The organism is Anoxybacillus gonensis, from assembly GCF_001187595.1.
Lineage (GTDB): Bacteria > Bacillota > Bacilli > Bacillales > Anoxybacillaceae > Anoxybacillus > Anoxybacillus gonensis.
Map to the genome: position 1 here is coordinate 1,204,388 of NZ_CP012152.1, position 26,580 is coordinate 1,230,967.

Annotated in this window: 24 protein-coding genes; 13 read left to right on the forward strand and 11 right to left on the reverse strand. The window is 39.3% G+C overall.

All coding sequences use genetic code 11. From position 1 onward, the window contains the following. The first annotated feature begins 17 nt into the window (after positions 1–17). On the forward strand, positions 18–1,208 hold the full coding sequence (locus AFK25_RS06385) for an MFS transporter (protein WP_035065634.1): 1,191 nt from the start codon (positions 18–20) through the stop codon (positions 1,206–1,208). Between the two features lie 21 nt (positions 1,209–1,229). Here the strand turns inward: AFK25_RS06385 and AFK25_RS06390 are convergent, their stop codons facing one another. From AFK25_RS06390 to ric, 5 genes are all read right to left on the reverse strand, one after another. Next, positions 1,230–2,207 (reverse strand): LacI family DNA-binding transcriptional regulator, encoded by a 978-nt coding sequence (locus tag AFK25_RS06390; RefSeq protein ID WP_035065631.1) that lies wholly within the window; start codon positions 2,205–2,207, stop codon positions 1,230–1,232. A gap of 190 nt (positions 2,208–2,397) precedes the next feature. Then, the gene (locus tag AFK25_RS06395; RefSeq protein ID WP_009360939.1) at positions 2,398–3,102 is read right to left on the reverse strand and encodes a pirin family protein; all 705 of its coding nucleotides are present in this window, start codon (positions 3,100–3,102) and stop codon (positions 2,398–2,400) included. Positions 3,103–3,113: 11 nt separating this feature from the next. Further along, the gene (locus AFK25_RS06400; RefSeq protein ID WP_009360940.1) at positions 3,114–3,512 is read right to left on the reverse strand and encodes a DoxX family protein; all 399 of its coding nucleotides are present in this window, start codon (positions 3,510–3,512) and stop codon (positions 3,114–3,116) included. 56 nt (positions 3,513–3,568) lie between these two features. Next, a complete protein-coding gene (locus AFK25_RS06405; RefSeq protein ID WP_009360941.1) occupies positions 3,569–4,009 on the reverse strand; it encodes a MarR family winged helix-turn-helix transcriptional regulator in 441 nt (146 codons plus the stop codon). A gap of 187 nt (positions 4,010–4,196) precedes the next feature. Next, positions 4,197–4,898: an iron-sulfur cluster repair di-iron protein gene (gene ric / locus AFK25_RS06410; RefSeq protein ID WP_019417219.1), complete on the reverse strand. Its 702-nt coding sequence runs from the start codon at positions 4,896–4,898 to the stop codon at positions 4,197–4,199. Between the two features lie 264 nt (positions 4,899–5,162). Here ric and AFK25_RS06415 point away from each other — a divergent pair, with 264 nt between their 5' ends. From AFK25_RS06415 to AFK25_RS06445, 7 genes are all read left to right on the forward strand, one after another. Further along, the gene (locus AFK25_RS06415) at positions 5,163–5,750 is read left to right on the forward strand and encodes a cell wall hydrolase (RefSeq protein ID WP_035065626.1); all 588 of its coding nucleotides are present in this window, start codon (positions 5,163–5,165) and stop codon (positions 5,748–5,750) included. Between the two features lie 117 nt (positions 5,751–5,867). Beyond that, entirely contained in the window at positions 5,868–6,740 is an 873-nt protein-coding gene (locus AFK25_RS06420; protein ID WP_035065623.1) for an ABC transporter ATP-binding protein, read from the forward strand. 10 nt (positions 6,741–6,750) lie between these two features. Then, a complete protein-coding gene (locus tag AFK25_RS06425) occupies positions 6,751–7,545 on the forward strand; it encodes an ABC transporter permease (protein WP_035065620.1) in 795 nt (264 codons plus the stop codon). A gap of 11 nt (positions 7,546–7,556) precedes the next feature. Continuing rightward, the gene (locus tag AFK25_RS06430; RefSeq protein ID WP_035065617.1) at positions 7,557–8,207 is read left to right on the forward strand and encodes a TetR/AcrR family transcriptional regulator; all 651 of its coding nucleotides are present in this window, start codon (positions 7,557–7,559) and stop codon (positions 8,205–8,207) included. A gap of 133 nt (positions 8,208–8,340) precedes the next feature. Further along, positions 8,341–10,524 carry a malate synthase G gene (locus tag AFK25_RS06435; protein ID WP_035066019.1) on the forward strand — a complete coding sequence of 728 codons (2,184 nt, stop codon included), beginning with the start codon at positions 8,341–8,343 and terminating at the stop codon, positions 10,522–10,524. 57 nt (positions 10,525–10,581) lie between these two features. Next, positions 10,582–11,346 (forward strand): IclR family transcriptional regulator, encoded by a 765-nt coding sequence (locus AFK25_RS06440; RefSeq protein ID WP_035065614.1) that lies wholly within the window; start codon positions 10,582–10,584, stop codon positions 11,344–11,346. Between the two features lie 66 nt (positions 11,347–11,412). Next, complete coding sequence (locus tag AFK25_RS06445) at positions 11,413–13,473, forward strand: GDYXXLXY domain-containing protein (protein WP_035065611.1); 2,061 nt, start codon at positions 11,413–11,415, stop codon at positions 13,471–13,473. Positions 13,474–13,565: 92 nt separating this feature from the next. Here the strand turns inward: AFK25_RS06445 and AFK25_RS06450 are convergent, their stop codons facing one another. Next, positions 13,566–14,330, reverse strand: a complete 765-nt coding sequence (locus AFK25_RS06450; RefSeq protein WP_019417227.1) for a CAP domain-containing protein — start codon at positions 14,328–14,330, stop codon at positions 13,566–13,568. Between the two features lie 226 nt (positions 14,331–14,556). Between AFK25_RS06450 and AFK25_RS06455 the strand changes: the two genes are divergently transcribed. From AFK25_RS06455 to AFK25_RS06480, 5 genes are all read left to right on the forward strand, one after another. After that, positions 14,557–15,957, forward strand: a complete 1,401-nt coding sequence (locus AFK25_RS06455; RefSeq protein WP_009360950.1) for a PTS mannitol transporter subunit IIBC — start codon at positions 14,557–14,559, stop codon at positions 15,955–15,957. Positions 15,958–16,152: 195 nt separating this feature from the next. Beyond that, complete coding sequence (locus AFK25_RS06460; RefSeq protein WP_035065607.1) at positions 16,153–18,228, forward strand: BglG family transcription antiterminator; 2,076 nt, start codon at positions 16,153–16,155, stop codon at positions 18,226–18,228. Beyond that, positions 18,229–18,666, forward strand: a complete 438-nt coding sequence (locus tag AFK25_RS06465) for a PTS mannitol transporter subunit IIA (protein WP_026011586.1) — start codon at positions 18,229–18,231, stop codon at positions 18,664–18,666. It abuts the gene before it with no gap. 1 nt (position 18,667) lies between these two features. Then, positions 18,668–19,813 (forward strand): mannitol-1-phosphate 5-dehydrogenase, encoded by a 1,146-nt coding sequence (locus AFK25_RS06470; protein WP_035065605.1) that lies wholly within the window; start codon positions 18,668–18,670, stop codon positions 19,811–19,813. 561 nt (positions 19,814–20,374) lie between these two features. Continuing rightward, complete coding sequence (locus AFK25_RS06480) at positions 20,375–22,084, forward strand: two-component system sensor histidine kinase NtrB (RefSeq protein ID WP_049720874.1); 1,710 nt, start codon at positions 20,375–20,377, stop codon at positions 22,082–22,084. 40 nt (positions 22,085–22,124) lie between these two features. Here AFK25_RS06480 and AFK25_RS06485 read toward each other — a convergent pair whose 3' ends face one another. The 5 genes from AFK25_RS06485 to AFK25_RS06505 all read right to left on the reverse strand — a co-directional run bounded on the left by AFK25_RS06485 (position 22,125) and on the right by AFK25_RS06505 (position 26,580). Next, positions 22,125–23,012: a response regulator gene (locus AFK25_RS06485; protein ID WP_019418236.1), complete on the reverse strand. Its 888-nt coding sequence runs from the start codon at positions 23,010–23,012 to the stop codon at positions 22,125–22,127. Positions 23,013–23,024: 12 nt separating this feature from the next. Beyond that, positions 23,025–24,275 (reverse strand): sensor histidine kinase, encoded by a 1,251-nt coding sequence (locus tag AFK25_RS06490; RefSeq protein WP_035067795.1) that lies wholly within the window; start codon positions 24,273–24,275, stop codon positions 23,025–23,027. A gap of 67 nt (positions 24,276–24,342) precedes the next feature. Further along, entirely contained in the window at positions 24,343–24,993 is a 651-nt protein-coding gene (locus tag AFK25_RS06495; protein WP_021095745.1) for an amino acid ABC transporter permease, read from the reverse strand. A 14-nt stretch (positions 24,994–25,007) separates the two neighbouring features. Continuing rightward, positions 25,008–25,661 (reverse strand): amino acid ABC transporter permease, encoded by a 654-nt coding sequence (locus AFK25_RS06500; protein ID WP_019418239.1) that lies wholly within the window; start codon positions 25,659–25,661, stop codon positions 25,008–25,010. A gap of 64 nt (positions 25,662–25,725) precedes the next feature. Then, positions 25,726–26,580 (reverse strand): glutamate ABC transporter substrate-binding protein, encoded by an 855-nt coding sequence (locus AFK25_RS06505; RefSeq protein WP_019418240.1) that lies wholly within the window; start codon positions 26,578–26,580, stop codon positions 25,726–25,728.

Here is a 26,580-nt window from a genome sequence, read left to right on the forward strand (position 1 = left end):
TCTAGGGAGAGAGGAAAATGCAAGCAAGTGTTGAACAACGTACAAATATGCAAACAGTCGTTTATCCGATTTTAATTGCCATTAGTATTGGTCATTTATTGAATGACGCGATGCAAGCTGTGGTACCGGCGTTGTTTCCGATTTTAGAATCATCAATGCACTTATCTTATACACAAATCGGTTGGATTGCGTTTACGCTTAATATGACTTCGTCTATCCTACAGCCGGTTGTCGGATTGTTTTCCGATCGGTATCCATCACCGAGCTTTTTGCCGTTGGGTATGGGAGCGAGCTTGTTAGGGATGGTTGGATTAGCGTTTGCACCTAATTTTTTCTTTGTGTTATTGTCCGTTTTATTCATTGGACTTGGTTCAGCTATCTTTCATCCAGAAGGTTCGCGTGTCGTTTATTTTGCTGCGCAGGCGAGAAGGGGGTTCGCTCAATCTATTTACCAACTTGGTGGCAATACAGGTAACGCCCTTGCCCCATTGTTTACAGCGCTCATTTTTGTTCCGTTTGGTCAAAAGGGAGCAGGTTGGTTTGTCATTGTTGCGGCGTTAGGAATGGCAGTTTTATTTTGGGTGTCAAAATGGTACGCTCTTCAGTTACATCAACTGAAAAATCGTCCGAACAGAACAATAGAAGGAAAGACACATACAAGCAAACGAATTATATTTGCCCTCGTTCTTCTCGTGTTGCTAGTATTTGCACGCTCGTGGTATTATGCAGGGATTGCGAATTATTATCAATTTTATTTAATGGAATATTACGACATTTCTATTCGTAAGGCGCAGCTTTATTTATTTGTTTTTATGATTGCAGGAGCGATCGGTACCGTTTTTGGCGGACCGCTTGCTGATCGATTTGGGAGACGAAATTTAATTTTTGCATCCACGCTTGGTACGGCACCGTTTGCACTCATTTTGCCATATGTGCCACTTCATTTTGTTTTGCCAATTGTTTTTGTCACAGGCTTTATTTTATCGTCTAGTTTCGCTACTTTTGTTGTTTATGCACAAGAATTGCTTCCAGGAAATGTCGGGATGGCTTCTGGATTAATTGTTGGTCTCGCATTTGGAATGGGGGCGCTTGGAGCAGTTGCACTTGGCAAAATCGCAGACGTGTATACGCTAAAAACACTTATGGTTATGTGTAGCTTTCTTCCTTTGTTTGGCGTGTTGACATTTTGGTTGCCAAAAGAAGCATAGTGGCAAGCTCGTCGTTTGCCACTATACAGATGCCCGTTCGATCAAGCGGACGGGTAGTTTTTCTTTTGTTGGTTGAGTCTTATCATTCGTAAAATAATCGTATATCATCTGGAAAGCTTTTTTTCCGATAAGCGAAAGAGGTAGTTCAATTGTCGTGATATGCAACGCTTCTGAAATAGGATGATTATCAAAACTAACGATGGCTAAATCGTTTGGAACATGTAATCCATATGTTTTTCCCCACAAAACGATCCCTGCAGCAACTTGATCGCTAGCAACGAGCAAGGCGGTCGGTTTTTCTTCGAGAGAGAGAATGGTAGATGCAATTCGTTTTCCGTCGCTCATATGTAAACAATGATGGAACATCCAATCAGGACGAATCGGAGCATGTATGCTTTGAAGAGCATCTTTATAAGCTGCTTTCCGTTTTTGGCTATTGATGCTCGTTGGTCGACTGAGACAATATCCGATTTTGCAATGTCCCTTTTTTATTAAGTAATCCATTCCAAGCGCAAAGGCGTGGTAATGGTCGATATACACGGAAAACAGATGCGGCTCTGATGTATCTTCACATAAAACGATTGGACCGTCGTTTGTATAGGATGCAATTGTTTCGAGACGAATGGTATGCGAACAAATAATGAGGCCATCTATTTGCTTGACACGCAACATTTCAAGTGCTTCTTGTTCTTTATGTATATCATAGTTTGTTTGAAAAAAGAGAAGATGGTATCCGTATCGCAATGCTTCTTCGGAAATTCCCTCTACAATCATGCTGAAATATGGATGGTTGATAGTCGGTAACATCACTCCAATAATATTTGTTCTTCCTTTCGACAAGTGAACGGCGTTAATGTTTTTTTTATAGTTTAATTGATGGATCACATCCCATACAGCTCTTCGTTTTTCTTCTTTGACATATGGGTACCCATTGAGCACACGTGAGACAGTTGAAACAGAAACGCCTGCACGTTTTGCGATTTCACGAATATTTGCCATATTTTCACCTGCTTTTGACAACGTATAGTTATATTTTACTTCTTTTTTGATGGAGGTGTAAAAGGTTTCATATTTCAGGAGGATTTTAGTCAGAACGATATTGGATTGACAGAAATCGAGCGGCATAATGATGAAAAAAGTCTTTTCCAAAAGAAGATCAGCTTGCCCGTTTTCATGGGCAAGCTGGCAACTACGGTAAGTCAATGAGCATAAAACGGCTGTCTATGTTCGCTGTTATGTGCAATTGTGTGACATCTGTGATACGAGCGGCATCACGACGTTGTAAAATTGTATCATCATTCAACACAAGTTCTCCCTCAATAACAAACACATACATTCGACGTCCTTCTTGTTGGTGGAATGTAAGTTGTTGGTTATTTTCTAAATCGGATAAATACATGGTTAGATCTTGGTGAATGTAGGCAACTTGCTCACTGGCTTGTTTTTTTGAAACAATAGGCAATAAGCGATTTTTCATGTTTTCAACATCGTATGAAATTTGTTCGTATGACGGAGTAAGACCGTACGTTTCAGGTAAAAACCAAAGCTGTAGAAGATTGACTTCTTCCGTAGTAGACGGATTCATTTCTGAATGTACAATACCTGTCCCGGCCGTCATTCGTTGTACTTCACCGAATGAGATGATGCGATGATTGCCAAGATTATCGCGATGTTCGAGTTGCCCTTTCAAGACGACTGTAACGATTTCCATTTCTTGATGAGGATGTGCTCCAAATCCGCGTTGTGGAGCAATTATATCGTCATTAAATACGCGTAATGGGCCAAAGTTCATATTTTTTCGATCAAAATATTCAGCAAATGAGAAACTAAAATAACTTTGCAACCAACCGTGATTTGATTCAAATCGTTCATGTGCAGGATATACGTGAATCATGGTGCGCCTCCTTATTTGATAAGTGCATCAATTGAGTAGTCGCCTGCGCCAATAAGTGCAACGCCAATGACAACCACAATTAAAATGAGATTGTATTCAAATCCATTTTGTGTAATCCAAAATCCATTTGGTGCATGTACTTTTACAATGGCAACGAACATCGTTGCGGCGATTAACAAAGCTGCAAATGGGGTGAACAACCCAAGCGCAAACAATAACCCTCCAACGAACTCAGCTAATCCAGCAATGAGGGCCATTGTCACCCCGGGCTTTAGTCCAATAGATTCAAGCCATCCTCCCGTTCCTTTTAAGCCATATCCTCCAAACCATCCGAATAATTTTTGAGCGCCATGGCCTACAAAAGTTAAACCGACAGCTAGACGAATGAGTAAAATACCGATGTGCATCATAATCATTTCTCCTCTCATATATCTTGATTTCAAGATAAAAGTTGCGCGATAGGCCTTTAAAAAGGCGCTAATGAAAGACCTATCTTTTTGAGCAAGTGAATCGCCATTTCTTTTTCATCTGTCGATAAAGATTGGAAAATTTCCAACATTTTTTGTGCGTGCTGTGGGAAAATGTGATCCATTAATGTTCGTCCTTCTTCTGTAATGACAGCGTACGTAATGCGGCGGTCCTTTTCACAACGTTGCCGGACGATATATCCTTTTTCTTCGAGTTTGTCGATGACGTATGTCATGCTTCCACTTGTAAGCAAAATTTTATCACCAATTTGCTGAATCGGCTGCGCTCCTTTATGATACAACAAATCGAGAACACCAAACTCCGTTGGATTTAGTCCGTAACGTTGAATGTCATGTTTTACATGTTCCGACACCGCCTTATGTGCTCTAGAAAGGACAATGAATAGTTTTAATGATAATGTTTGATCGTTTTGGCTCATATGCATCAACCTTTATCTTGATTTCAAGATAATTATAAACTTACGAAAAGTAAGTTGTCAACGATTAATATGTCATTGGGATACAAAGAGAAAGAAGATGTCAGTAATTCCGACACCTTCTTGAATTTTTTGTGGTAAATGACTATAGCTAAATAAAGAGCGGCTTTCTAAGATATTTTTTTGAATGTCATTTTCCGTGTAGAATACGTGGAAATAAAATGTTATTTTCTAAATGAATATGAGTAAATAAATCATTCTCCAATGCTTCAAGGCGATTGTACACTAGTCGGTACGTTCCGCAAGCGTCGACAGGGAGAGTAAAGTCGTTTGTCACTTCTCGAATGCGTTTAATTATATCACCCGCACGTTCATGCTCAGCTGTAAGCTCTTCAATTGCTTGTTTCATTATTTGCTCGTTTTCTTTCGTCGGAGATGTTTCAAATTGTATAATAAGCGGAAATACATCTTTTTCTTCCTTCATCAGATGTTGCTCTAGCTCAATTTTTAATTCATGAAACAATTGGTGCACTTGAATTAAGTGCGGCTGTGTTGGACCATGAACGCGCGCTACTTTTGTTACATATGGAGTAAGTTGAGGCAATTCTTCTAATAAAAATTGATGATGTGTTTGAATAATGTGATCGATTAACTCTTTGTATGAAACTTCTAACCAATTTTTTTCTACCTTTTCAAGCGATTTTTCATACATTGATTGTAGCTTGTTTAAAATTGTTTCTATATCTAATTGCTTTTCAGTGACCACATCAGATAAAGAGCGACTTCCACCACAACAAAAATCAATTTTATATGCTCTAAACAAATCGCTCGCTTTTGGAAATATAGCTACAATTTCACCAACTGTTGATTGTGCGGTAAATAATTTCTTCATCGTTTTCACCCTCCGAAATGGATTTATATCACAATGTAATCATATCTCTTTTTTTAGTTGATTGTTGTGATGCTCGTCACATGATCATTGCGATTTTGAAAAAGTTGTGACAACTAGAATATGGAGTGTGAATGAAGCATTTTCCATATATCTTTTGGAATGTTGAGCGTCATATCATTTGAGCTATTTTCCAACAATTAGATAATGATAGATTAATAAATCTCTGCTAGTCTTGTAAGCGAGCAACAGACTAGGAGGGATAACATGAGGAAATTACTAGCACTTGCTTCTCTGTTTGTAGCTACTGTCTTTTTCTCAGCAACTGAAACTTTTGCGCAAACGACAGTTCATTATGTCAAGCAAGGGGAAACGTTTTGGACGATTGCAAAACATTACAATGTTTCATTGCTAGAGTTGCAACGAATCAATCAAAAACAAACAGATGTTTTATTTGTTGGAGAAACGTTACGCATCCCGCAACCCATTTCTCAGGCTGATAAAGATTTATTAGCTCGTCTTGTTCATGCAGAAGCAAAAGGAGAGCCATTTGCAGGAAAAGTGGCGGTAGCAACCGTGGTGTTGAATCGTGTTGATCATCCGAATTTTCCAAACACTATTCGCCAAGTCATTTATGATCGTTCCGGAGGATATTACGCATTTACACCTGTACAAAATGGTGAAATTAATAAGCCGGCAGATCGTGAAGCATATCGAGCGGTCGAAGAAGCCATTGCTTTTCGCGGTTTAGGAAGCGGGTCGCTATATTTTTATAATCCAAAAACGGCGAAAAGCGAATGGATCCGCTCACGACAAGTGACTGTGATCATTGGAAACCATGTATTTGCGAAATAATCCCTCTACGAGTGTAGGGGGATTATTTTTTATTCTTTATTGACTAATCAGTCAAAATTCTATATAATGGAATTGACTTGTTAGTCAATAAATGAGTGATGCCGGGGAGGCGGAATAATGGGCATTGTTGATGTTAAACAGTTAACGAAAATGTATAAAAACAATCGAGGAATTGAACGAGTCACATTTTCGATTGAGGAAGGGGAAATTTTTGGGTTTATCGGGCCGAATGGGGCAGGAAAAAGCACAACGATTCGCACATTATTAAATTTTATTTATCCAACAAGTGGTAGTGCTACAATTTTCGGAAAAGATATTGTGAAAGATGCAAAAGAAATTCGGAGACATGTCGGCTATTTACCTTCTGAAGTGCATTACTATGATGATATGAAAGTAATCGACTTATTGACGTATTCGGCATCATTTTACAAAGTGTCGGATCGACGATTGAAACAGTTAGCTGAACGTCTTGATTTAGATATTTATAAAAAAATTGAAGATTTATCATTTGGAAATCGAAAAAAAGTCGGTATCGTTCAGGCGCTTTTACATGAGCCGAAATTGTTAATTTTAGATGAACCAACCGGTGGATTAGATCCGCTCATGCAGCATACATTTTTTGAACTACTTTTGGAAGAACGGAAAAAAGGAGTGACGATTTTCTTCTCCTCGCACATTCTTTCTGAAGTACAAAAACTTTGCGATCGTGTAGCGATTATTAAAGAAGGGAAATTAATTCAAGTGGAAACGATTGAACATTTAACGAAAAACCATTTGAAACATGTGACGATCGTGTTTGAAGAAGGGCAATATACTTCATTTGATTTAGCGGGTGTTGTAAAAAAAGAAATGAACGGCAATGAAATGACGATGCTATATAAAGGAGATATGAATGAACTGATCGCCCTATTGTACAGCTTGCGCATAAAAGATGTGTCGATTAGCGAGCCATCTTTAGAAGATGTGTTTATGCACTATTACGAAAAGTGAGGGATGGACGATGTTTAAACGTGAATGGAAGAGAAATGCAAAATCTTTAATGATTTGGAGTATCGTACTTGGTGGTCTTGTGTTTTTGACATTAAGCATTTTCCCACAGTTTGCGGAGCAGCAAAAAGAAGTAACAAAACTTCTTCAATCATTGCCGCCAGCGATGATTAAGGCGTTTGGGATGGATCAACTAAGCATTGGCGATTTAACAGGGTATTACGGTGTTCGGGTATATATGATGACAACGTTACTTGGTAGCGTTTATGCAGCGATGTTAGCTGCCAACATCGTTGCAAAAGAGGAAAACGATAAAACGATTGAATTTTTACTTGCTAAACCAGTAACGAGAGGAGAAATTTTAACGAATAAATGGCTTGTTGTGGTGGTAAATATTCTTATTTTAAATGTGGTTTCTTTGCTTGTTAGTTTGATTGGTTTTCAAATGGCTAAAGAATACGATGTTTCATTAAAAGCGATTTATTTATTGACGTTGGCAACTGTATTCCTTCACTTTACGTTTGCGTCCATAGCATTTTTATTATCAACGATGATGCGTAAAACGAGAAATGCATCATCATTTGCCCTTGGGCTTGTCTTTGTTACTTATTTTATGAATATGATGTCAAGTATTTCTGAAGATTTATCGTTCTTAAAATATGTGAGTCCGTTTAAATATGTTGATGCAGCACCGATTATTTATGATTTACAAATAGATCCATTGTATACAAGTTTAATGATGGCGATCATTATTTCAAGTATTGTTGCAGCATACGCAATTTATCAAAAGAAAGATATTGTCGTGTGAGGGGGATTTGATTGTACGAAGCGTTTGAAAGGCAACCGGAAGAAAAAAAGAAACTCATTATTCAAACCGTGATCGAAGAGTTTGTGCAAAACGGATACGACAATGCATCAACGGATGTGATGACGAGTCGCGCTGGCATTTCAAAGGGATTGTTATTTCATTATTTTAAAAGCAAAAAAAATTTATATTTATATGTTGTTCATTATGCAAAGCAGTTGTTGACCGAAAAGACGATGGAAGCAGTAAACGAAATAAGATGTAGTGACTTTTTTGAGCGAATAAAGCAAATTGTGCTTACTAAACAACAAATATTTATGACATATCCGCATGAAACACAACTAGTCATCGATGCAGTGGCTAATCCACCAAAAGTGGTAAAAAAAGAAATGGAACAACTGCTTGCGGAACATTACGAAACATATGCTGAAGATTTTCAATTGCAACATATTTTTTTAAAAGATCTTCTGCAGAAAGAAACGTTACGTGATGATGTATGTGCTGAAACTGTCGTGCGCATGACGATGTTGATCGTTGAACAATTATCGAATAAGTACATGCAATTGTATAAAAATAAAAAATATAATCCAATTCAACACGGGAATTTGCTTGTGCAAGAGTTAGAGGAATATGTGAATATTATAAAATATGGGATTTACAAGTGAGGCGGGGCTTTTCCCGCCTTTATTCATTGTAAGAAAATTATTGAAATTTTCTGTTTTTATGTGGTATGATATTTTCGAGAAATTTGAAACTATGTTTCGTAATACGCAACAAAAAAGGGGAAGGGGAATGATGATGGGAGAATATGTACAAGTTGGGCGTTTGCAAGTAGCAAACATCTTTTATGATTTTATGACAAATGAAGTATTACCAAATAGCGGGGTAGATGCAAGCAAGTTTTGGAGCGATTTTGAGCAGCTAATTGAAGAGTTGACACCGAAAAATAAAGCGTTGCTTGCGAAGCGTGATGAGCTGCAAGAAAAAATAAATGAGTGGCATAAGCAACATCGTGGGCAGTTCGATTTTGAACAATATCAATCGTTTTTACAAGAGATCGGATATTTAGAGCCAGAAGTTGATGACTTTGAAATTACAACAGAAAATGTAGATGATGAAATTGCTAAGCAAGCCGGTCCACAGCTCGTTGTTCCAATTACAAACGCACGTTATGCTCTCAATGCAGCCAATGCTCGTTGGGGAAGTTTGTACGATGCGCTATATGGGACAGATGTGATTAGTGAAGAAGGTGGTGCACAGCGAGGAAAAGGATACAATCCAGTACGCGGTGAGAAAGTCATTGCTTACGTCCGTGCCTTTTTAGATGAAGCGGTACCGCTTCGTGAATATTCGCATAAAGATGCCGTTCAATATGCTGTTGTAAACGGGACATTAACTGTCACAGTAAAAGATGGACAAACGACAACATTACAAGATGGCGAGAAATTTGTCGGGTATCAAGGCTCACCAGAGCAGCCATCTGCCGTTTTGTTAAAAAATAACGGTCTGCATATTGAAATACAAATTGATCGGACTCATCCGATTGGGCAGACAGATGCAGCTGGGATTAAAGATGTTTATTTAGAGTCAGCTTTAACAACGATTATGGATTGCGAAGATTCCGTTGCAGCGGTGGACGCAGAAGATAAAGTGCTTGTTTATCGCAATTTGCTCGGCTTAGTTCGTGGGGATTTAACAGCGAATTTTACAAAAGGGAATAAAATAGTGACTCGTGCCCTTCAACCGGATCGCGTGTATACGACACCAAATGGCGAAACGCTCACATTGCCAGGTCGTTCACTCATGTTTGTGCGAAACGTTGGGCATTTAATGACAAACAGTACGATTTTGCTTGAAAATAGGGAAGAAGTGTATGAGGGCATTTTAGATGCCGTTGTGACGACTTTAATTATGAAACATTCGCTTCTCGGTAACGGAAAATACGTGAACTCAAGAAAAGGTTCCATTTACATCGTAAAGCCGAAAATGCACGGTTCAGAAGAAGTAGCATTTGCGAACGAATTGTTTGATCGTGTGGAAGACATGCTCGGTCTTGAACGCAATACAATTAAAATTGGCGTGATGGATGAAGAGCGTCGGACAACGTTGAATTTAAAAAATTGCATTTATCAAGTAAGAGATCGAATTGTTTTCATTAACACAGGCTTTTTAGATCGTACAGGCGATGAAATTCATACGTCAATGGAAGCAGGTCCGATGATTCGGAAAAACGAAATGAAGTCGGCCACATGGTTACAAAGCTACGAAAAATCGAACGTCGCGATTGGGTTAGCGACAGGTTTTCAAGGAAGAGCTCAAATTGGCAAAGGAATGTGGGCGATGCCTGATATGATGGCGGAGATGCTAAAGCAAAAAATTGCTCATCCGCAAGCAGGGGCAAACACAGCGTGGGTGCCGTCACCGACTGCAGCGACTTTACATGCGCTTCATTATCATAAAGTTGACGTATTTGCGGTGCAAGATGAGTTGAAGAAAAATGTGAAAAACTATCGTGATGATATATTACAAATTCCTGTCGCAATCCATCCAACATGGACGCCTGAGGAAATTCAACAAGAACTAGATAACAATGCCCAAGGTATTCTTGGCTACGTTGTTCGTTGGATTGATCAAGGTGTTGGTTGTTCAAAGGTTCCTGATATTCATAATGTTGGTTTAATGGAAGATCGAGCAACGTTACGTATTTCGAGCCAACATATTGCGAACTGGTTGCATCATGGAATTTGCACAAAAGAACAAGTACTGGAAACATTGAAGCGAATGGCCAAAGTGGTAGATGAACAAAATGCTGATGATCCATTGTATCGACCGATGTCAGCTGACTATGATCAATCCGTTGCTTTTCAAGCGGCATGTGATCTCGTTTTCAAAGGATATGAACAGCCGAACGGCTACACAGAACCGATTTTGCATCGCCGCCGTTTAGAAGCAAAAGCAAAATTTGCGCATGTAAAACAATAATGTGATGAGGGCATTCCATGTGAATGCCCTCGTTATGTGCTAAAGGTGGGAAGCAGCATGGAAAAAGATTCGTTTGTGAAATCAGTGAGTAGAGCGTTGCAAATCATGGATATTTTAAGCAATGAACGTCATGGAATGGGTGTAACCGAAATCGCAAAACAAATAGGAATTCATAAAAGCTCGGTGTACCGGTTGTTGTCGACGCTTGTTGAGTATGGGTATGTCGAACAAGATGAAGAAACAGAGCGCTATAAACTTGGCTACAAGCTACTAGAAATGAGTTCAAAGTTGTTAGAATCGATCGATTTGCGAAAAGAAGCAAAACCGTATTTGCGTGAGTTAGAAAAATTGACAAATGAAGTCGTGCATCTTGTCGTGTACGATCAAGGAGAAGTCATTTATATTGAAAAGTTAGATGGGAATGAAACGTTGCGCATGCATTCGAAAGTTGGAAAGCGAGCACCGATGCATTGTACGGCTGTTGGAAAAGCGATTTTAGCGCATTTGCCTAAACATGTTGTTGTAGATATTTTAGATCGAAAAGGATTGCCGCCACATACTGATTATACGATTACAGATCGTCAAATGTTGTTTCAAGAGCTTGAACGTGTTCGGCAACACGGTTATGCGCTCGACTTAGAAGAAAACGAATACGGTATACGATGTGTCGCTGTTCCGATTTTTGACCATACGAAACAAGTCATTGCCGCAGTCAGTGTTTCTGGACCGACCATTCGTATGACAAATGAGCGGATTGAACAACTTCACGCACAAATGAGAATGATAGGTAAACAAATTTCAGAACGGCTTGGATATCGATGAATGATGTATACGTTTGGCCTCTAATCATAGTATAATGATAAAAAGGATGTTTAAGGAGGCCACTTTATGGCACAACGTGTTGTGAAAACAACATATTTGTTAGGACTTTTGTTTTTGGTCGCAGCGCTCGTTTATTTTTTTGCTTCTAATTGGCCTGAACTTGGGCGCTTGATGAAAGTCGGGATTGGTGCTGGGTTTATGATTTTGTTTTATGGCATGAGCGCCACGGTTTTTCGCCATCATTTTTTAAGTAAATGGTTGCTTATTTTTGGGGCGATAACATTTGGGATTTGTATCGCATTAATTGGTCAAGTATATAACTCGCATGCGGATAGCTTTTTATTGTTTTTCATTTGGTTTATTCCTACTGCTATGTTTGCCATGTTTACTCGCATTTCGTTTCTCTCTATATTCAGTTTCGGACTGCTACAGCTTACATGTTGGTTTTACTATTTTCCGTCTTCGTATCAAATTGAACGTGGAGAGTGGCCATCGTTTTTTATTTTATTGCTTTTTGCCGTAATCAACGGAATCATTTCATTTCTTGGACGTCCATCAATTGTTTCTGTTCTGGCTTATATGGCGATGCACAGTTGGCTATTTGTCATCTTTATACAAGGGATTTCCACAGACCAGTTTCATTTTTGGCCATACGTATATGCTTTTATCTTCGTGTTGTTTTTAATATATGTAAGAAAACAACCGTATTTTATATGTACTGTGCTGTTTACAGGTATGTTTGGGGTTGTGCAATATTTTCGCTTTGTTGAGCGACATTTTGGTGGCAATTGGTATATATTTGGGCTTGTGTTGGCAGCCATTATCGTTTATATAGGCATTTATGCGCTTCGTTGGATGAAAAAGCGAAGCAACGGAAAAGTAGAGAAAATATTTTTTGTTGCTTTTCAAGTGATTGTCACAGGGGTGGCTTCCATTATTGTAGTTGGAAGTATATTGCAATTATTATCGTTTTGGTTTAATGTGTTTTCTCCTTATTGGTTATTTAGTATATCTGTTTTTTTATTTGTTGTTCCGGGATTGTTATGGAAAAGATGGAACGATGTTGTTCGTTACACATTGCTTGCAATTGGATATATCCTCGGTGCATTTAGCGTAACAGAGGTTTCCTTTATCGTAATCACTGTATATATCGCTGTATTATTTATTGTTTCATGGCGAATGTCGGCGGGTGTACGAACGATGACGAATATGGCAGTTTCGCTTTATTTCGACATGATGATGCTTGATGAGTGGAGCGACATTCGTTTTACGTTATTTACTGTATTTGTTTTTTACGGCATCATTTATTGGATGGCAAAACATACGTATGAGCGACTCGTTTTCCTCGTTTTTTCATTCGCTACGCTTCTTTTATTAACGAGTGCTGACTTAGTCGTGGTGGATTGGGCGTATGTTGTATGGAATATACTGTTTCTTGGCTTTGTTGCCCTTGTTCTCTTTTTTCGTACGAATGAAAAAGAACAGTCGATTGCTTGGTTATCTATCTTTTTGTTTTTAACGTTAAAGTATTATGAATGGGTATGGAGTTTATTGCATAAATCTGTGACATTAGCCATTGTTGGAGTATGTTTATTGATCGTTGCTTCGGTCGTACAAAAAAGAAAGTCGATTTCATTATCTTTCCATAAGCAAAAATGGTTACCGCTTTTCGTCATCATCATGTTGCAAGTTGCTTTTATCACTTATGTAACGTTTGATAAAGAGCAACATCTTCAATATGGTCAACGAATAAAACTGCAACTTGAACCAGTCGATCCACGTTCTCTCATTCAAGGAGATTATGTTCGTCTTCAATACGAAATTTCAACAATTGAGGGAATGAATGAGTGGGGAAAAGCACAAGTCATTTTACGGAAAGATGAAACAGGCGTTCATCGATTTGTTGGTGTTTATTCATTAAATGGGAAGCCACGAAATTCGACGATGTATCAAGAAGGCGATGTGTTAGTAAACGGACATATATATGGAAATACAATCATTTATGGAATTGAAACGTATTTTGTTCCAGAAAAAACAGGAGGAGAGATCCAACGCCATGCTCGCTTTGCCTATGTACGTGTAAGTAAGACAGGAGATGCGTTATTAGAAAAAGTGTCTGAACGGTAAGATAGAACCGCCGCCTCGTATGGAGACGGCGGTTTTTTTATGATGTTGTTTAGCTTCAAATGATATTTCCTTTTACAATGGTAAAGGAGACTTTACTTTCCAATAAACATTTGTGTCCAATAGTTTCCGTTTCCGTCAAATCCAACCCCGATATGCGTAAAGTTTCGATTTAAAATGTTCGCGCGGTGTCCGGCACTATTCATCCACGCATTAACTACTTCTTGAGGTGTTCGCTGCCCTTTCGCAATGTTTTCTCCAGCTGTTCGATAAGAAACGCCAAAATCGCGCATCATATCAAAAGGAGAACCGTATGTTGGGCTTGTATGCGAGAAATAATTATTTTTTCGCATATCTTCCGATTTTTTCTGAGCGACCGAACTGAGCTGTGCATCAGCACGTAAAGCTGGAAGCCCTGCACGAGCACGTTCTCTGTTTGTCAAATCGATGACTTGTTGTGCATATTGACTAATACTTGTTGTCGGTGTTGTTTGTCTTGGTTGCTGCTGAGTCGGTTGTTGTGTTTGTCTGTTCGGTTGCGTCGGCGTCACCTGATTTGGACGTTGATACACATTTGGTGACGGCGTGTAAGGTCTTGGTTGCACATACATTCTTTGTTGTTCTGTTAACGATCGTTCGATTTGTGTGCGTAAATTGGCTGCGTCTTTCGGATCGATCGGAACAAATTTATAGCGAGCTTCTTGAATCAATATCGCTTTTGTATGAGGATATTGATCGCTTGATAGCGTCGTATGCAAAGCAGAAATGTTTGAACGGTTGTTCATATCCATTGCGTTGTTACAGCCAACAATGGCAAGTAAACTTAAGGCGGCAATAGATTTCGTTAGTTTTGTTATCATTTGTGCATCCCTCCTTGGTATTTTAATCGTTATGCATCATTAGTTTTTGCCGTTACGAAGCAAACTAATAATGGGAATGGTTGAGAAATGTTTTTTCCTCTTTTTGTTTTTAAAAAATGACAAGATTGTGACAGACAAAATGATATTTACTTTACATTGAATGTGACCTGTAAGCGCTTTAATATGAAGCTATAGCAAGACCAAATAAAAAAGAGGAGGAAGAAACATGGAAAATCAAACAGGTTTTCGTGTAAAAGTGCAACGATTTGGCAGTTATTTAAGTGGAATGATTATGCCAAACATCGGAGCATTTATTGCGTGGGGAATTATTACTGCATTATTTATCCCGACAGGTTGGTTGCCAAACGAATCATTCGCTAAATTAGTTGGTCCAATGATTACGTATTTATTGCCATTATTAATTGGTTATACAGGCGGAAAAATGATTTATGACGTTCGTGGTGGTGTCGTCGGTGCAACCGCAACTATGGGGGTGATTGTCGGTTCAGACATTCCGATGTTTTTAGGTGCCATGATCATGGGGCCGCTTGGCGGATATGCCATTAAACAGTTTGACAAACTTGTTCATGGGAAAGTGAAACAAGGTTTTGAAATGTTAGTAAACAACTTTTCGGCAGGTATTATTGGTGGATTACTCACATTAGTCGCTTTCAAAGGAATTGGTCCAGTTGTTTTAGGATTAAACAAAACATTAGCAGCAGGCGTAGAAGCAATTGTTAACGCGAAATTGTTACCTTTAGCAAACATCTTTATTGAACCAGCAAAAGTATTATTTTTAAACAATGCAATTAACCATGGTATTTTAAGCCCGCTTGGTATTGAACAAGCAGCAAAAACAGGAAAATCTATTTTATTCTTGCTTGAAACAAACCCAGGTCCAGGTCTTGGTATTTTACTTGCTTATTGGTTATTCGGAAAAGGGATGGCAAAACAATCAGCGCCAGGTGCGGTGATCATCCATTTCCTCGGAGGAATTCACGAAATTTACTTCCCTTACATTTTAATGCGCCCAGTACTCATCTTAGCTGCAATTGCCGGTGGTGTGAGTGGGGTGTTTACATTCACAGTATTTAATGCAGGTCTTGTTGCAGTTCCATCGCCAGGAAGTATTTTTGCGCTACTTGCAATGACGCCGCGCGGTCATTACTTAGGAGTTCTTGCTGGTGTAATCGTTGCTGCTACCGTTTCTTTCTTAGTGGCATCCTTCTTCTTAAAAACATCAAAACAAGAAGAAGGCGATTTAGAACAAGCAACAGAACAAATGCAACAATTAAAAGGAAAGAAAAGCAGCGTGGCTTCAGCTTTAAGCACTGCGGCGCCAAAACAAGTGAAAAAAATTGTTTTTGCTTGTGATGCAGGAATGGGATCAAGTGCGATGGGTGCTTCCATTATGAGAAACAAAGTGCAAAAAGCTGGACTTGATATTGAAGTAACAAATACAGCGATTAATCAATTGCCAGCGGATGCAGATGTGGTTATTACTCATCAAAATTTAACAGATCGTGCGAAGGAAAAATTACCAAATGCATACCACGTATCTGTAGAAAACTTCTTAAATAGTCCAAAATATGATGAATTGATCGAGATGTTAAAAAAAGGTGAATAACGAATAAATAAGCAAAAAGGTAAGTGAACAGCTTACCTTTTTGCTTCTTCCATTTAAAAAATGTCAACATGTAAAATGACGAAAAAACGCTTTCTATTTGTTGTGATTCAAGAAGAGTGACGGTAAAATTTTTCTTGAAAAGCAAACGTGTTTTTAAAAATTGTCAACAATCGTTGCTAGATGGGAGGTGAGTGTGTGTATATATCAGCGAGAGAAAGAAAAATATTAGATCTTTTATTAGCGAACCCAAAAGGAATTACAGTAGGAGATGTCGCTAAGCAATTAGATGTAAGCGAGCGAACGGTTCACCGTGATTTAAAAGGTGTTGAACAAGTTGTTGAATCATATGATTTACAACTAATAAAAAAAGCAGGTGTTGGTATTCAAATCGTCGGAGAAGAAGAAAAAAAGCGTCAGCTACAAATGCATGTATTTCGTTTATCACATACGGAATATACACCTGAAGAGCGGCAAACGATGATTTTAATTGCTTTATTAGAATCAGGAGAACCGGTAAAGTTAGTCTCTCTTGCGAATGATTTAAACGTAACAGTCGCCACGATTAGCAACGATTTAGACAAAATGGAAGAAAAGGTAGAAAAACACGGCCTTTCCCTCATTCGTAAAAGGGGATACGGGGTCGAAATATGTGGCTCCGAAGCAGCAAAACGTAAAATGATGAGCGAACTGTTATTTGATCATTTTGATGAATCACAATTTCTCTCTTTAATGAAAGAGTCTATTCAAAAAAAGTCAACAGATTTAGTAAATACAGTAACAGAGAAGTTGCTTGGGCTTGTTGATAAAGAAAAATTGTTTATGATCGAACAACAAATTGAAGCGATGAAAGAAAATCTTCCGTTTACGATTGCCGATAGTTCGTATATCGCTCTCGTTATTCATCTGGCATTAGCCATTGAGCGCATTGTGCAAGGAGAGGCTATCCATTTTGATGCCCAACATTTGCAAGCGATTCGTGCAACGAAAGAATATGAAACAGCAGAAAAAATCGCAAAAAAATTAGAAGAAGTTTTTCATGTTGTGATTCCCGAAGAAGAAATTGGTTACATCACGATGCATTTAATGGGTGCAAAGCTAAGAACTCGGCGTGGATATATGTTAGAAGAGGCGAGTTTAGCAATCGCGATGAAAGCGCAAGAGCTCATTCGTTTTGTGAGCGATAAAATAGGGATTGATTTAACGGACGACTATCCATTGTACGAAGATTTAATTGTCCATTTAAAACCAGCTTTATATCGTATACAGCATCATATGGGCATTACTAATCCGTTGCTTCATAAAATTATGCAAGACTATAGCGAATTGTTTCATATTGTGCAACAAGGTGTACAACATGTATTTTCGGATATAACGGTGCCGAAAGAAGAAGTTGGTTACTTAGTTCTTCATTTTGCATCAGCGTTATTGCGCGAAAAGAAAGGGTTGCGTGCGCTCGTTATTTGTTCAAGCGGAATTGGGACGGCAAAAATATTAGCTACACGTCTCAAACAAGAAATTCCAGATATCTCTCATATTGAACAAAAGTCGTTTTTTGACGTTCGACATATGGATGTGCACGAATACGATTTGATCGTATCAACGATTCCACTTCATACGTCGCAACCATATTTTCTTGTGAATCCGATGTTGCCGGAAGAGGAAGTTGTGGCAATTCGACAATTTTTAAAAACAAAAACGTTTTCTATGCGTTTTCGAAAAACGAATCCATCGAAAAAAGGGATTGAAAAAATCCGTTCGATTCATGTGGTCAGTGAGACAATCGTTCAACTGTTAAACAGTTTTTCGTTGCTCGAATTATCGTCTCATTCCATGAATGATGCATTAATGCATGCTTGTACACATCTTGAACGACATGGAGCCATTCGAACGAAAGAGATCGTCGTGAAGGAGTTGTTGCGACGAGAGCAAATCGGTGGATTAGGAATCCCGAATACTACTTTAGCGTTGTATCATACGCGAAGCGAGGCTGTTTTGCGACCATCTTTTACGATGTATACACTAACACAACCAAAAACGATCGTCGGTATGGATCAGCAACCGATGCAAGTGAATCGTCTTTTGTTGTTGCTTGCACCTCAAGATGCGCAAGACGATATGTTGCAAGTGCTTAGTCATGTCAGTTCGCTCATTATTAAAGATGAAGAAAGTATAGAGTTATTTTCAAAAGGTAATAAAGAACAAATTTATGCATTTTTAAGCACACAATTAGAAAAATTTTTTTACGAACAACTTCAACATCATAAGGAGTGAATCACAGTGGCAGTTTTAGCAAAAGAAAATATTGTACTAGGTGCAGATGTAAAAACGAAAGAACAAGCGATTCAATTAGCAGGACGTATTTTAGTTGAACGAGGGTACGTAGAGGAGTCTTATATCGACAAAATGTTTGAGAGAGAAGCATTAACTTCAACATATATGGGGAATTTTGTAGCGATTCCGCACGGTACGGAAGAAGCAAAAAAACTTGTGAAACAAGCCGGTTTATCAATTGTTCAAGTGCCGAACGGCGTTGATTTTGGAGGAGGAAATATCGTCAAAGTTTTAATCGGTATTGCAGGTAAAGATAATGAGCATTTAGAAATTCTTTCGAAAGTTGCAATTGTATGTTCAGAAGAAGAAAACATTCAAAAAATGATTGAAGCAACGACTGAAGATGAGATTTTAGCACTATTAAACGAGGTGGAGTAATATGTTAGCTGTCCATTTTGGAGCAGGAAATATAGGAAGAGGATTTATCGGAAGTTTATTATCTCAGTCAGGGTACGATGTTGTGTTTGTTGATGTAAACGATAAAGTTGTACAAGCGCTTCAACAAAGAGGGCAATATGAAGTGATCATCGCGGGAGAGACGACAGAAACACAAGTTGTTCGCCATGTATCAGCATTGCATAGTCAACATCAAAGAAATGAAATTATCGATCAAATTGCGCGTGCTGACTTAGTGACAACAGCTGTTGGACCAAATGTGTTACCGCTTATTTCACAGACAATTGCAGAAGGATTGCAAAAAAGAATAACGGTATGTTCTCAACCTGTACATGTTATTGCTTGTGAAAACATGATTGGTGGTAGTGAGTATTTAAAGAAATATGTATGGGAACATTTATCAGAACAAGAACAAGCATCTTTAAAAGATAAATGTGCATTTTTAAACTGTGCAGTCGATCGTATCGTCCCAAATCAAAGTCACGACGATCCGTTAACCGTTGTCGTTGAGCCGTTTTTTGAATGGGTCATTGAAACGAAAGAAGTGATTGGAGATATTCCACACATGATTGGAGCCCATTTTGTTGATGATTTACAACCATACATCGAAAGAAAATTGTTTACTGTGAATACAGGTCATGCGATCGTTGCTTATTTAGGATATCGTAAAAAATATGAGACGATCCATCAAGCGATGGCAGACGGTGATATTTTATCGGATGTGACAAACGCTTTACGTGAATCAGGGCGAGTACTTGTTCATCAATACGGTTGGAATGAAGCTGAACATCAAGCGTATATTGAAAAAATTGTTCAACGATTTGTCAATCCTTCCATGACAGATGAAGTAACACGAGTAGCTCGTTCGCCAATTCGTAAACTCGGACCAAACGATCGGCTCATTCGCCCAGCGATGAAATATTATGAATGCTTTGGAGAAGTTCCTACATCTTTAGCCAAAGGAATCGCGGCATTGTTGTTATTTGATTATGAAGGGGATGAAGAAGCAGTACAACTTCAACAAACGATAAAAGAAAGCGGAGTAGAAGGAGCACTTGAAACGTACGCGAAGCTCCCGTCTGATCATCCACTTGCGGTAGAAATCAAAAAACAAATGCTTTATATGTAGGGGGCCATCTTTATAGATGGCTCTTTTTACTTGGACTTCTTTTTCAAAAGAGTGCGAATGATTTCGGCAATAACTCCGATAACAACGCCAAACAATGAAATAGTGAGAAAAGAAATGATGCTTGTTATATCGCTCCAGCCATCGTGCAAATCGGTAACGGAAATGAACAAGACATAGCTCATTCCTATGAGGAAAAAAGTAAAGGATATAGTGATGAACGTTGTTTTGCCGAAAAAGCCACCTATTCCGATGATGCACGATAAAACAAAGGATATAATCGCAAAGCTAATAAATTGCTCCAAGTCTATTTGTATACTGAGCAATATACGAGATACGATCAGCGTACAAAGAAAGAGAAAAAACAAAAAAATGCTAACCATATACCATTGTTTTGATCGACTTCTCGGAATTTTAAACATCGCGGTCACCTCTTGATCATTTCCTTTATTATATCGCACCGTGAATTGGGCTGAACAGAAAAAAGAAGAAAATTGTCTTGTTGCTTATTGTTTTGTTTTAAAATAGAATGATAGAGTCAATTTTACGTCATAGGTGAATGTGATGAAACGATTATTTGCGATATATGTGACGCTCATCTCGCTGCTTGGATGTGCATTATTTTTATATACATGGCCGTTTTCGGACGTGAACGTACAAAACGAATGGTTTTTGTTATTGTTGTTTGCTGGGGCTGTAGCATTGCTAGATCGGTATTTAATATGTCTGCCACCTAGCGGTAATTCATTTACATTAGAATCATCCATTTATTTGTCTTTACTTTTTGTTTTTGGATTGAAATATACACTAACCGTCTTAATATTGGGGGGCTTTATTGTATATTTTACTCATCTTCGCAAAATGGCTTGGTGGAAACATGTATTTAATTTTTCCGTCTATACGATTATGATATGCAGCGCTTATTATGTTTACATTGTATTTGGAGGGATAGTTGGAGATATATCTTCCAGTTATTTGTTTGCTTATGTATTTTGTTTCCTTACCTACTTTATTTTAAATGCCATACTCATGTCTATATATTTTTCCCTTCATTCATCTGTAAATTTTATTGTTGTATTAATTAATACGGTAAAAGAGGTTGTATATATTTATGCTGTTACAATGATAGTATCTCTCATATTATCTATTTTGTTTTATTTTGATCCATTATTTGGTCTGTTTTTATATACATTTATTATGTTACTGCTTTCTTCAACTTTTCATCAGTATTCTCGACTATATGAGAAATTAGAAGACGATAAAGTATACATTGAGCAATTACTCAATTCATTGCCTGTTGGTTTGATCACAATCGATAATTCAAAGTCGAACAGTTTTATTAATAACTCTGCAACTACATTACTTGGTTTAGATAAGAAAGAAATTAAACAATTAGTTGAACAAGAAAGAAAAAGTGAGAAAAATTCTTATTTTTGGGGTATTATGACCCGTTGTGATCCGTTTCAACAAGTAAAAGTATCATATGAAAGAGATGGAAAGGAAAAAATATTTTTAGTGTCGCAATCGAATTTGCATAATTTATATGGTGAAATAATAGGTAGAACGATTTTCTTCCTCGACATCACTGAAATGGAACAGCTAACGAAGCGAATACATCAATCGGAAAAGTTGGCGTTAATGGGGGAAATGGCGGCAAAGGCAGCGCATGAAATTCGCAATCCGCTTGCGGTTATTCACGGTTTTTTAGCGTTTATGAACGAAAATTTACATGAACGCGATCGCGAACAATATCATATTCCACTTTTATTAAAAGAAATTGATCGCATCAACGCGATTGTGGAAGATATGCTTCTTATCGCAAAACCGAGCGCCCCCGTGATGAAAGAAGCGTATATAGAAACGATCGTTCAAGATGTTCTTTCTCTTTTTCAACAAACGTTAGAGGCGAAAAATATACGCGTGCACGTGCGCCTTGATCACGTGCCGTTACAGCTTGATTCAAAACAAATGATGCAAGTGTTATACAATTTGCTTCACAACAGCATCGAAGCGATGGAAGAAGGCGGAACGATTTGCATATATTCCGATGTCGATGAAACGTACAACATGTACATGTACGACTCTGGAAGCGGCATTCCGACACATATGCAGGAGACGATTTTTGAACCATTTATCACAACGAAGTCATCAGGGACCGGATTAGGATTAACGATCGTCAAACGAATTATTGAAAACCATGGCGGAACGATTGCGCTTCACGACAGCTCGGAACAAGGAACGACGTTTGTTATTAAGCTACCCATTCGACGGTAGAAAAAGAAAGAAAAAAAGGTGTCCGTTACGGGCACCTCTGCTACATATTTTTTATTTCCATATAGAAGGCAGTTAAAAATTTTTTTACGTTAATTCGGCATTTTGTTGCTTTTTCCCCAGCTTCTAACTCTTGCATGCGCAGGCGAATTTCTTCAAAATCAAACAGGCGTGGGGCGAAATGCTCAAATGTCGGGTTGGTGTAATCGGCTAACCCGAGTGACGATAAGTGTGTAAACGCTTGTAGCACCATACGGCGGATGCGCTGTTCCATCGCGCGTATTTCTTTTTGCACAAGTTGCTCTTCTTTATACACACGTCGCACTATTTGGGCATATAGCTCTTTCAATGGCGGCAAGTCGTGAATCGATCGCCCTTGTTGTTCTTGTTCCGAAAGCCAGCGCATAATGGCTAATAAATCGGCTGCCCCCGCTTCGCCAGCGATGCCTAAGACGAGAAGAAGCTGCCGTGCCTTTTGTTCGGTCGTCGCTTCATGGGTGGCGAGAGGTTGTTTCGTTTTTTCTAGCGTTTGCAATAGGCGGCGGATGGAGTCAAGCGATGAAGCGACAGAAAGGTAGTCGGCGACTCGTTTTAAAACCGAGACGACTTCGTAACGGTTAATCGGTTTATGGATATATGTATCGATGCCGTGAAGATACGCTTGCCCAATCATTTCTTTATTTTCTACTTGGGAAATCATGATAAATGGGCCGGTAAACCCTTGCGCCCGCAGCTTTTTCATCGTTTGAATGCCATCAAGCCCTGGCATAAGTAAATCGATAAGCACGACATCGACAGCATATAGCTGATCGATCGATACATCTAGCCCATCCTCAGCCTGTCCCACGACTTCTCCAAGTCCGCTTTCATGAATAATTTTTTCTAACATTTTTCTTACAACCGCATCATCTTCAATTAGAAAAAAGTGCATGGCATCCTCTCCTTATAATTGTTTGCTAGGAATGTGTATTTGAAATTGCGTTTGGCCATTTTCGTCGGTTGTTAATCGTATGTTTCCATTGAAACTATGAACAATTTCTTTCGCGTGCGTTAGCCCGATGCCAGTGGATGGGTTGCCGTTCTCATCGTATTTGGTTGTAAACCCAAGCTCAAACACCCAATCGCGCTCGTCTTCCGGTATTCCAGGACCGGAATCAGTGACGGTAAAGACGAGGTCGCTGCCATCAAGTTCAGCGCGAAGCTGAATCCACCCGGATAAGGGGATTGCCTCTACCGCATTGGCGACTAAATTATTTAAGACAGAAAGAAGGGCGTAGACGTACTTAGTCGATAAGTCGAGATCGCACGTGAATTGAAAAGCAATTTCTTTTTTTAACGATTCCGCGTATTTTTGATTCGCGCGAATGACCATACCGCAAAGCTCAGCAATCGACAGGCGCAAATCACGCTGTTCTTGGTTCATTAATTCTGACAGACCAGCTAAAATGCGCTGGGAGTCTTTTTTGACTTCGTGCACATGTTCCGCGATATAAAGCGCAGTGCGCGGTTCAACCCTTTTCCCGTCCATTAACGTTGTGTATAGCTCGTAGCTTTTGCGTGTAATGTCCTCCATATGGCTCATTGATTTGCGCAAATAAAATGCTTCTTCATAGAGGCTGGCGTTCATCATCACGAGCCGTTCGAGTTCTTGCCGCCGGGCTTCTCCTAACGTTTGCATTTGTTGAAGCATCAAAATGTTGTATAGTCCAACAACACAAAAGCTTCGCAAAATTCCGAACAAAAGAAGCATAAAAATCGTTTCATGCGTGACAGCAATCATTTCGCCCATTAGATGACGGACAAACAGTTCGATAATATTAGAGGCGAAATCAATGCTTGCCCCGAGCAACGCGACATGAATAGGCAATTCCATATAAGTGCGAATGCGGCATAGGTGAACAAAAAATGCAAAAGCGAGATAATAGCATGCAGCCGGAAGATGAGAAAGAAAATGATCGCTAAAAGATTCGTCGTTCATCAGTAGGTCGATGCTTGTCCGAAATAGAGAAATAAAAAGACCTGTGAGCACTCCTGTCCATATTACTGGCACGGTTCGAAACCAAATAAGCCCGAAAAAGAAAACGGCGCTTCCGAGCGAAAACCGAAACGAACTTCCAAACGGATTCACTTTCATTTCTCCGAAAAAAGCGGTTGCTATGATGAGAAGCAAGATTGGTAGTATCCGTTCGCGCATACATATCTCCTTTATCTTGGAAATAATAATCTCCATTTCCTATTATACAGGAAACGGAGATTCATTGTTACGTATGTTTATGCTCCAGTCTTCGCGAAACGAGCGAAAGGGAGTAGTTGACGACAAAGTACATGACGGCAACTAATAGGAAAATAGGAATGACATAGTTGACGTTTTGGCCGTTAATAATTTGGGCATGGTTCATTAATTCCGGCAAGGCGATGACGACAGCAAGCGATGTATCTTTCAAAAGCGAAATAAACTGCCCGACAATCGGAGGAACCATGCGGCGCAACGCTTGTGGCAAAACGATATGCCATAGCGTTTGTGTATAGGTGAGTCCCGATGACCGTGCGGCTTCGATTTGTCCTTTTTCAATTGAATTCAGCCCGCTCCGCACAATTTCTGATAGCATCGCTGATTCGAAAATGACGAGCGCTAAAATCGCAGCATAAAACTTATCAAGTTTGAATCCGACTTCAGGGAGCGCAAAGTACGTAAAGAAAATAATTAATAACAGCGGCAAGTTCCGAATCGTCTCCACCCCGACCGCAAGTACTGGAGAAAGAAAAGGAATACGGCTATACCGTAGCACGCCGATGATAATACCAATGAGAAAACTAAAGAAAATGGAGAGAAAGGCAACTTCAAGAGTAACAACAAATCCTTCCAATAAAAACTTCAAATGCGCAGGAGCATATGCACCGACAAAATCCATTTCTCACTCCACCTTTATCGACTTTTTGCTAGGCGGCGTTCTAATGCGCCAACGCCTAAACTTAATGGAATTGTTAAAAGTAAATAAAATAAGGCAACGAAAATATACACATCAAATGTGACAAACGTCTCTGACGAAATTAAGTCACCGAAATACATCAAATCAAGCCCAGCGATGACCCCGAGAACCGATGAGTTTTTAACGAGGTTAATAAATTGGTTGCCCATTGGCGGGATGACGATTTTTACTGCTTGTGGCAAAATCACATGCCACATCGCCTGCAAATACGTCAGTCCCGATGAGCGCGCAGCTTCCATTTGTCCTTTCGGAACGGCAAGAATGCCCGCGCGGATGACTTCGGCAATAAATGCCGCCGTGTAAACAGTTAACCCTAACGTGCCGGCAGTGAATGAATCAAAGCGAATGCCGATTGCAGGCAACCCGACAAAAAAGACGAATACAATTAAAATGAGCGGGATGTTGCGAATAAATTCGACATAGGCAGCGCCAATCCAGTTTAATGGGCGAATGGGTGCGATGCGAAAAACGGCCATTACCGTTCCGATCGCTAAACTGCCGATTAACGCAAGGACACTCGCCTTTAATGTATTGGCAAACCCTTGCATATACATATCCCAATGTTCGATAAGAATCGAATAGTCAAGCACCTTGTAGCCTCCTTTCCAAATGAACAAGAGATGAGCGGATATATTTCCGCTCATCGTCTTTTCATTATTGTTTTGGCTTTTCGCCAATCCATTTTTCGTAAATTTTATCGTATTCGCCGTTTGCTTTAATTTCTTTTAAGTATTCGTTAATGACGTCTAATAATTCTTTATCGCCTTTGCGAACCGCAATTCCATACGGCTCTTCCGAGAACGTTTCATCAACGACGCGGAAGTTTGGATCTTGTTTTGCCATTCCAAACAACAACGCATTGTCTGTCGTGAGCGCATCGCCTTGTCCTGCTTTTAGCGCTGTAAACGCTTCGGCGTAGTTTTCAAATTCTAGCACAGTTGCTTCTGGCGCTTTTGCCCGAATGTTTTGTGCGGAAGTAGAGCCTTTTGCCGTTAATACCGTCACGCCTTTTTTGTTTACATCAGCAATCCCGTTAATGTTGCTGTCTTTTTTGACGAGTAGCGATTGGCCCGCCATGAAATAGACGTCGGAGAAGTCAACTTCTTTTTTCCGCTCTTCGGTAATCGTCATTGTCGCGATAATCGCGTCAATTTCGCCGTTGTTTAGCATCGGAATGCGCGTTTTGGATGTTACTTCTTTTAGCTCAATTTTGTTTTCATCGCCGAGAATTTTTTTCGCTAATCCTTTCGCAATATCAATGTCAAAGCCTTCTACTTCGCCCGTTTGCGGATTTTTTAAGCCGAAAAGGTTGAGGTCGTATTTGACGCCGACGACTAATTTTCCGCGTTCCTTAATTTTGTCCAACGTGGTTTCTGCTGCTTTTTCTTCTGATTTGTTGCTATTTTTGTTTTCTGTTGTTGTTTCGCTGCTGCAGCCGACTAAGGCAGTGGCGCTGAGCATGGCGACAAGCCCAAGCCCAATCATTTTTTTCCAAACGGTTTTGAACAT